At 54.9% G+C, this 6,030-nt stretch carries 4 protein-coding genes; all 4 read right to left on the reverse strand.

Annotated elements, in window-relative coordinates; all coding sequences use genetic code 11:
- A partial coding sequence (locus PHP98_11400; GenBank protein MDD5484234.1) for an FAD-dependent oxidoreductase occupies positions 1–969 on the reverse strand: 969 nt, incomplete at its 3' end.
- Positions 969–2,207: a M14-type cytosolic carboxypeptidase gene (locus PHP98_11405; protein MDD5484235.1), complete on the reverse strand. Its 1,239-nt coding sequence runs from the start codon at positions 2,205–2,207 to the stop codon at positions 969–971. The genes PHP98_11405 and PHP98_11400, both read right to left, overlap by 1 nt.
- Positions 2,207–3,316, reverse strand: a complete 1,110-nt coding sequence (locus PHP98_11410; protein MDD5484236.1) for a GntR family transcriptional regulator — start codon at positions 3,314–3,316, stop codon at positions 2,207–2,209. The genes PHP98_11405 and PHP98_11410 overlap by 1 nt, the downstream gene beginning before the upstream one ends.
- A 5-nt stretch (positions 3,317–3,321) precedes the next feature.
- Positions 3,322–6,030 (reverse strand): alpha-N-acetylglucosaminidase TIM-barrel domain-containing protein (locus PHP98_11415; GenBank protein ID MDD5484237.1); only part of this gene is annotated, 2,709 nt, incomplete at its 5' end.

A 6,030-nucleotide genomic window follows, 5' to 3' on the forward strand; every position in this document is an offset into this window, starting at 1 on the left:
GATATCGGCTTTGGTCAGATAATATTCCCCCCGGATGCGGCGCGTCTCGCGCAGTCCGTAAAGCAGGTTGGTCTGGGTGATGTAGGCTTTTTCGGCTCCCGGAATGTTTTTCCTGAAAAAGCGCAGGCATTCCCAGGCTTGCCGCCGGCCTTCGGCCTCGGCTTTGCTCAACGCTTCCGGATCGGTTCCGTCCATCCCGCTTGTCATATCAATGTTGATTGACGTTTCCGCGGCGCGGATGGTGCTGCCTTCGCCGATGAAATCCGTCCACGACCATATGTTGTCCATGTGCCGCGGAAGATGTATCGCGCCTTCCCGCAAAGCCCGCCGGTAGGCGCGCTTAATGTTCAGGACATCCCGGGCGGTCAGTTTGACCGGCCGGATTCCGCCGATGTTGAAAAAGAAAGTCGTCGGCTGGCAGCGCCCTTTGCGGTCGCCTTTTTCGTACGGCGCGCCGGCCATCCAGGCGATATCGCCGTCGCCGGTGGCGTCAATGGTCACCTGGCCGAAAACCGCCTGCAATCCGCCTTTGTTGGCGACAACCACCCCCTCTATTTCGCGCCGGCGCATGATCACGTCGGAAACCATTGTGTCAAAAAGAAAACGCACGCCGGCCTCTTCGCACAATGTCTGGGCGGCATATTTGTAGGTTTCGGCGTCAAAGCAGTTCGGGATGCGGTAATACCATGAGCTTTTCAGGGATTTTTCGGCCGCCAGCCGTTGCAGTATTTCCCGGTAAACGCCGCCGTTCGTTCCGTCGGTAGGCGCAAACGGGCCAACCAGACCAACCGTCCCCGCTCCGCCCAGGCAGTTGAAACGTTCTATCAACAGCGTGTTCATGCCGGCGCGCGCGGCGGCGGCGGCGGCGCTGAATCCCGCCGGCCCGCCGCCGCAGACTACGACGTCAAAACAACCGGCCACGGGTATTTTCCGGCGGAAAGCAAGGGAGTTTTTTTTATTTTTGCGCATTATATGTTCGGCTCCTTAAATTTTTTTTCAGGATTGGAAAAATAATAAACGGTTTTCGCGATCGCGGCGCCGTAGGCGCGCAGGGAGGCCGGGGTTGCGTAGCGGTTTTTTCCCCGGACGGTCCGGTGATAGCTTATTTCCAGGACCGTTGAAAAAGCTCCGTAACGCCGGTAAAACCATGAGATGGCGTGTCCGGGCTGGGCGAGCGTCTCGTGTTCTTGAAAATGTCTGCGTTGGTAAGGACTGCATTTTGGCGCCTGCGCGGCGAGCAGCGCTGAAAATCTGTTGTATTGATGAAGATCACCGCGCGCCAGGCGCGCCGGCATTTCGCCCATGTCGTTGCCGTGCCGCAATCCCGGCGCGTGGAAGTCCATAAAGACGCTGATCCGGCGCGTCTTTGCCCAGCGGTCAATTGCGGTTTTTATGGCGCGCACCACGGGTCTTCGGGAAACGCTTTTCCAGTCCCGGTTGTAGTCAACCGGTTGGCTGTCTTTTCCGTAATGACCGCGGGCGACGTTATCGGCGTCCACCATGGGCGCCAGGTTGAATTCAAATTCTTTCCGCAGTCGCCGCGCGGCGGAGGCGTCCGAGAGCAAATAATTTACCAGGCCTTCAACGGCAAATGACCCCGGCGTTTCGCCGGCGTGCTGCCGGGCTAGAATCCATACGCCCTTTTTAACAGTCCGGATCGCGGCATCCGTTACGGCGATCCAATAAATATTACGTTTTTCCCCGCTGCGCGCAATCCTGCGGATGCGGACATGGGGCGAGGAGCGAATGCGGGCCAGGTATTTTTCCAGGTCGGAACAAACGTAGGGGAATGAAAAGGAAACATACGCCGTGTCTTCTTTAAACCGGTGCGCGAAGGAAAAAACGCCGGATGCGGGATCATAATGCGGGTTGCGGATGCGCCCGTAATGTTTTTTGTCGTATGAAAAGACCGGGCGCGCGATCGGCCAGAACTCCGGATCATCCAGGTAGCTTTTATCGTTTTTTATGTCATGGGCGTTGTCTATTTCAATCAAGACCCGCCGGTTTTTGACGCCCCGCAGACGAAAATAATACCACAGCGGCGCGGGCGAGGTTCCCTTGCGCAGCGAGCACACAAAATGGCGGTCGCCTGCCTTGCGGATGTTTTCCAGGCCGCCGCCCTCAAAGTCCGCGTCCAGCATGACCGGCGGCCGGTTTGAAGCGGTCTTTTGCCTGTTAGCTGAAAGCCTGTTTTTTTTTGTTTTCATTAAAGTTTGCACGGCACCTTTACGGGCCGGGCCGGCAGGTTTTTTTTATGAATCCGCAGGCTGAGCATGCGGACGAGCCCGCGGGCCAGATCGTCCGGTGAAAATTCGTTGCGGACAACCGGAATGCCGTACCAGAGATTGATGCCTTTGTTGGCCATCATGAGCACTTTCATTTTTCCGGGAACTTCAACTCCTTTTTGCGCCAGCGCCATGGCCACGCCATACATCGCAATATCGTCCGAGACTATCAGGCCTTGCGGCCAATTGTTCCGCCGGTCCCATTTCCGCATCAGGGCGCACATGCTGTTATAGGCCAGCTCCTGCAGGCATGTTTTCCGGTCGGCGTCCGGGGTCTGGCATATTTCCACTTTTGGGATTTTGACGCGCGCCGCGGCTGATTGTATGCCCCTCGTGTCCATGCCGTCGCAGGTAATGTTTCTCATCACGCGGAAATAGGCGAGCCTTTGCAAGCCAAGTTTTGCGAGATATTCCACGCTGCTCCGCCCGAATTCCTCATAATCCAGCGCGAGGTCAACGGCTGGGTCCAGCGGCGAGCCGAAGCGCACGGTCGGGACCCCCTTGATGACCGCGTTGAGCTTGTTCCTGGAGTCGCGGCCTACCAGCTGGATAAAGCCGGCAAAAGGATAGTTTTTCATGTCCTTTATCAGATCTTGATAACCCGGCAGGTTTTTTATGTTTCGGCCGAATTTCAACTGGTGGAAGCCGTCATATGTCCGGCATTGCCAGGCGTTCTCGTTCAGGGCGGACAGATTGCGGCGTAAAGCCTGTAACACCGTCCTTTGAAAGCAGGCGTTTTCGTCGGCCAGGTTCGGGTTGAAAAGAATGCCGATCAGGGCGGGGCGCAGCGGGTTTTTAACAAATGTGCCGCGCATGGGTTTGCGCTCAATCCATCCGTCTTTTACCAGAGCGGACATGGCGCGTTGAATGGCGTTACGGCTCACGCCCAGCTGCCGGACCAGTTCGTTGGTGGAAGGCAGTCTTTGATACGGCGCCAATTTTCCGCACTGTATTTGCCGCCGCAGGGCGCGTTCAATTTGAACGTGGGCCGGTTCCGCCACCTGGACATTCAGATCAAGTTCGGTTTGCATTGAAATCAATTGCCAGACTGGCCGCTGTTTTGTTTGCCTGAAAACGGCCGTTTTGACATGAGCGCGTTCAAAAACCGTTTTATCCCGCCGGCTTTCTTTCCAAAAGCCATCCGTTCCCATTGCGTCACCGTGCCGGCCGTATTTTCAATTTCTATTTTCACCAGCTTCGCGGGCGTGGCGAAAACCTGGAACATCTGCTGAAGATCCAGTTGTATTTCAATCCAGCTGTTTTCGGCAATGCCTTCGTAAACATCGCGCCAGACGCGGATCCGATGCGGTTGGCCGCCGGCATCCAGCCAGGTTACCCAGATGCTTGCATGTCCATGCGTTACCCGGTTGAAGCGGAAGTTAAAGAGCGGGCCGGCCGCAATGGAAATATCCAAATCGCGGCTGAAAACAGCCGCCTTTTCCCGGGGCGCCGTGATAATCGCCGTTTGCCCGTTGGAAATCATCTCGCCCGCCGCGCCCGGTTTCTTTTTCCAATCCGCCACGCCGGCAAAACGATCTTCCCAGACCGGGGCGCAAATTTTTAATTTTGCCCCTTCCAGCAAAAAGGGCGCCCTTTCCGGCTGGAACTCCCGCATCAGTTGTCCCGCCTTTTCCACTGAGCGGAACAAGTCCCGTTCGCCCGATTCGGGTTCAAAGACGCAATTTGCCCATTGCCGTCCCGCATTTTCCAGGATCCGATCAATGGCCGCGTCCTGCATGCTCCATTTTCCCGCTTCCGCCGCCCGGGCAATTTCGTCAAGGTAAGTCCAAAGCCTCGGCCGGTAATAGTATTTGATCAGTTCGTAATAATCCTTGCCTTGATAATCAAGCAGCCAGCGCTGTTTGTAAAAAGTGGTCAGGGTGTTCCTGATTTCATCCAACTCCCGCTCGGCTTGGCTTGGATAACGCATGATTTTTTCTTCCAGCGGTTGCAGGCGGTACAAGCCGGAGTTGAAAACCAATTCTTCCGCGCCTTCCATGATAACTTTCAAGGCGGCGATTTCCCGCGTCAGCGGACCGGGCTGCCGTTCGTAAAACGCCCGTTGCATGGCCAGAAAATGACAATTGAAAACTTCGGCAAGCCCTTGCCGGGCAATGTCGGTCAAGTCCCGCAGATAGCAGGGGTTGCGCTCGTCCCGCTGCGCCAAAGCCATTTGCAGCGCCGCCTGCAAGGACGGAACATTGTTGATTGACCGGCGAACGGCCCGGCTCAACGCCAACGCGTAAACGTCCTCTTTGTAAATGTTCCAAAAGGAAAAATGTCCATGATACATATTTCCCTCGGAACCCTCGTAGCGCGGAAACTGGTACAACGCCTCGGACCCGGGGCTGTTGCCATAAACACTTTTCGCCAGTTCCTGCAAGACGGCCAACATGCCGTCCGCCCGTTCCGGACCGTAACGCCGCAGGGCGTAATCGCGCAAATAATTCTCAAGCGTCACGTTTTGCGGATTCCATCCCAGTTGCGTTGCCAATTCAAAATAAATGGAATTATAGGTAATAAGCTCCGGTTCCATAAAAAAGGCAATGCAGCGTCCGGCTTTCGGATCCTCCGCGACTTCCTTCATCCGCGAAATCAAATCGGCCAGGTTTCCTTTCATTCCGTCGTCGCCGCCAAAATAACGCAGAACTGAAAATCCCCATTGTTTGCCGTAAAAATAGCCGTTGTTTTTATAAATCGGCCAGGTTTCCGCGTAAGAATCGCAAATGTAAAAATTGTCATCGGGAAAACATTCCAAAAACCTGCGGATCAAATTTTTATTCCATGTGCTGAACGCCCAGCTCCACATAAAGAGCTGTCCCTCGGGGTCCGCCGCCTGGACCGCCGCGATAACACTCCTGGCATAGTCAATTTTAAGTTCCTCCCGTTCGGCCGGGGATAATTGATCAAAAGACCGTTCGCCGTAGGGTTCAATGCGGTAGGTGTTGCCCTTGCCGTATTTTTTTACATAAGCTGCAATGTTTTTTCCGCATTCGGAAACAAAGAGGGGGTCGGCCGGATGCAGTTCCATGTATGGCGTCGTCCCGTAACGAATGGAAAGATATCTTGCCGCCGGATGTTTTTTGCGGAACTCCTCATCCACGCTGAATTTCAGCATGAATATGGTGTCCAATCCGACCGAACGGGCATACTTTACAATTTCGTTCACATCCGCCAGGGGGGAGTGGGCATCCGATGGAACATACAAACGATTGAGTTTGTGTTTGCACATCCAGTCAATTTCCCTTTTCCAGTCGGCGATGTCCCACTGGCGGGAGTTATACGTAAAAACACAACCCTGGGGATACTGGCGGATTTGGAAGCGCGGTTTTTCGGCAATGTCAATCCGGCCGAAGCGAATGGTGTTTTGCCGGGGTATGCGCTCGCTCTCCCAGAAAAACCCCGCCCGCAGCACCTTCTCCAGGAAATGATAAACGCCGTAAAGCGTGCCGCGATCCATTGATCCGCCCACAAGCAAGTAATTTTTTCCGTTGCGGGAAACCGTCTTGATGATAAAACCGTCCAACCCCGGCTGTTCCGGGGAAAGACGGAAAAGCCCGTTCCTGGCCAATTCCATCATGATCGGATTGGTTTCCGTCCGGCCCAAAAGAATGATGTTCCGGGCGTTTATATCCGGCCGGTTGCTCGTGATTTCCAGTCTGGCGCCGCTCGCGGTTTCAATATACTTTGCCATTTCCGAGGCGGCATGACGTTCAATAAAGGTGGCGTTTTCGCCAAGCAAAAT

Source organism: Kiritimatiellia bacterium (genome assembly GCA_028715905.1).
GTDB lineage: Bacteria > Verrucomicrobiota > Kiritimatiellia > JAAZAB01 > JAAZAB01 > JAQUQV01.

Excerpts from the sequence above, each read along its gene's own strand:
- PHP98_11405 (MDD5484235.1), bottom strand. The coding sequence starts at position 2,207 with ATGAAAACAAAAAAAAACAGGCTTTCAGCTAACAGGCAAAAGACCGCT.
- PHP98_11410 (MDD5484236.1), bottom strand. The coding sequence starts at position 3,316 with ATGCAAACCGAACTTGATCTGAATGTCCAGGTGGCGGAACCGGCCCAC.